Annotated in this window: 2 protein-coding genes; both read left to right on the top strand. The window is 71.8% G+C overall.

All coding sequences use genetic code 11. The features are described from left to right. The coding region (locus WA805_RS19670; protein ID WP_425243063.1) for a hypothetical protein at nucleotides 1-1,250 on the top strand (1,250 nt) is incomplete at its 5' end. Nucleotides 1,251-1,307: 57 nt separating this feature from the next. After that, nucleotides 1,308-1,646 (top strand): NAD(P)-binding domain-containing protein (locus tag WA805_RS19665; protein ID WP_425243062.1); only part of this gene is annotated, 339 nt, incomplete at its 3' end.

The raw sequence follows: 1,646 nt of genomic DNA, 5'->3' as shown, positions 1-1,646 counted from the left end.
GGCTCGCGCCGCTCGCCGCGGCGGCGGCCGTGATCGCGGTCGCGATCTCGCTCGTCGCCGTCAGGGGAACCCCAGGCGGTCACGAGCTGGTGCCGGCCGTCAGCCCGGCTGGTGCGGCCGTCAGCTTCCCCGACTATTACCTGACGTTCAACCAGCCGGTCAGCGACGAGACCATACCGGTCGGGCTCGAGCTCCGCTCGACGCTCACCGGAAAGACGCTATTCACGCTCCAGCCGCCGCGCGGCCTCAGCTTCGCCGGGATCACCGGCGCGGCCGACGACCGCACGTTCGTCGCGGACGCGCACCGCGATCCCTACGGTGACTTCAACTCGGGGGGGCGGTCCAGGACCTGGTATCTGGTGCGCGTCACGGGCACCGGTTCCCATGCCCGGCTGACGATGACCAAGCTGCCGGTCCCGGCCACCCCGGTCGGCACCGAGATCCTCGCGATCGCGCTGTCGCCTGACGCCGCGATGCTCGCGGTCGGGACGGCGCCCTGGACCGCTGACACTACCAATGCGAAGCAGGCACTGACGGTGTACTCGGTGGCCACGGGGGCGGTGCTGCGGACCTGGACGACGCCACCCGGCCGCGCCAACTGGGTGATCATGAGCGGTGGCGAGGGCGGCGCGGACCCCAACACGGGGGTGGCCTGGGTGGGGAACCACTCGCTCGCCTTCGCGGCGGCGGAGACCGCAGGGGCGGCGGGGACCGCAGGGGCGTCTCCGTACGAGTCCGCGGTGCGCGTGCTGGACATCTCGCGGCCCGACGGCGACCTGCTCAGCAGCAGCCGGCCGACCACCCTGGTACCTACCGGGGAACCGGGCGGCGACCAGAGCACCCCGTTCGGCTGCGATCCGAGCTGGCGGGTCAACGTGCTCATCACCGGTGACGGGACGTCGTTCGTCTGCGGCGGGTACGGCACGTCCGGCGCGCGACTGCCACAGTCGCTATGCAAGCCCGGGACCGCCTGGAACACGGTGGCGTTCACCGGCTTCTCCGTCACTACCGGCAAGGAGACGTTCCTGTCCGGGTACCGGACGACGTGCCAGGGCCTCGCGGTCGTGGCCTACGCCGTGTGGGTTAACGCCACGGGCAGCAAGGTCATCGGCTGGATGCACTTCGCCAGCTCGATCCCGGGTAAGTTCGGCGTGTTCAGCAACGGGTCGTTCCGGCCGCTGCCGATCCCGGTACCGGGCAGCTGGTACCAGTGGGACGACGGCAGCCTGCTGTACCAGGTCGCCTGGTAAGCCGCGGAACCGGCACAATGGTGGGCAGAACACCGCCCATCGGGCTGGAGGAAACGCATGGCTACCGTCGGGCTGCTGCATCCCGGTGAGATGGGCGCCGCCGTGGGCGGCTGCCTGGTCACGGCCGGGCACACCGTGCTGTGGGACCCGGCCGGGCGCAGCCGCGCCACCACCGGGCGCGCGCTCGCGGCGGAGCTGACCGGCACCAGCCTGGATTCGGTGGTGTCGCGCAGCTCGGTGATCTTTTCTGTGTGCCCGCCGCACGCGGCGCTCGACGTGGCGCGGCAGGTCGCCGCGACCGGGTTCGGCGGCGTGTACGTGGACGCGAACGCGATCTCGGTGGCCACCGCCGCCCTGGTGGCGTCGTCCGTGACCGCGGCCGGCGCGGTGTACGTG

The organism is Trebonia sp., assembly GCF_049794275.1.
Lineage (GTDB): Bacteria > Actinomycetota > Actinomycetes > Streptosporangiales > Streptosporangiaceae > Trebonia.
The sequence above is the reverse complement of the archived record's forward strand: the minus strand, read 5'-3'. Positions and strand labels throughout refer to the sequence as shown.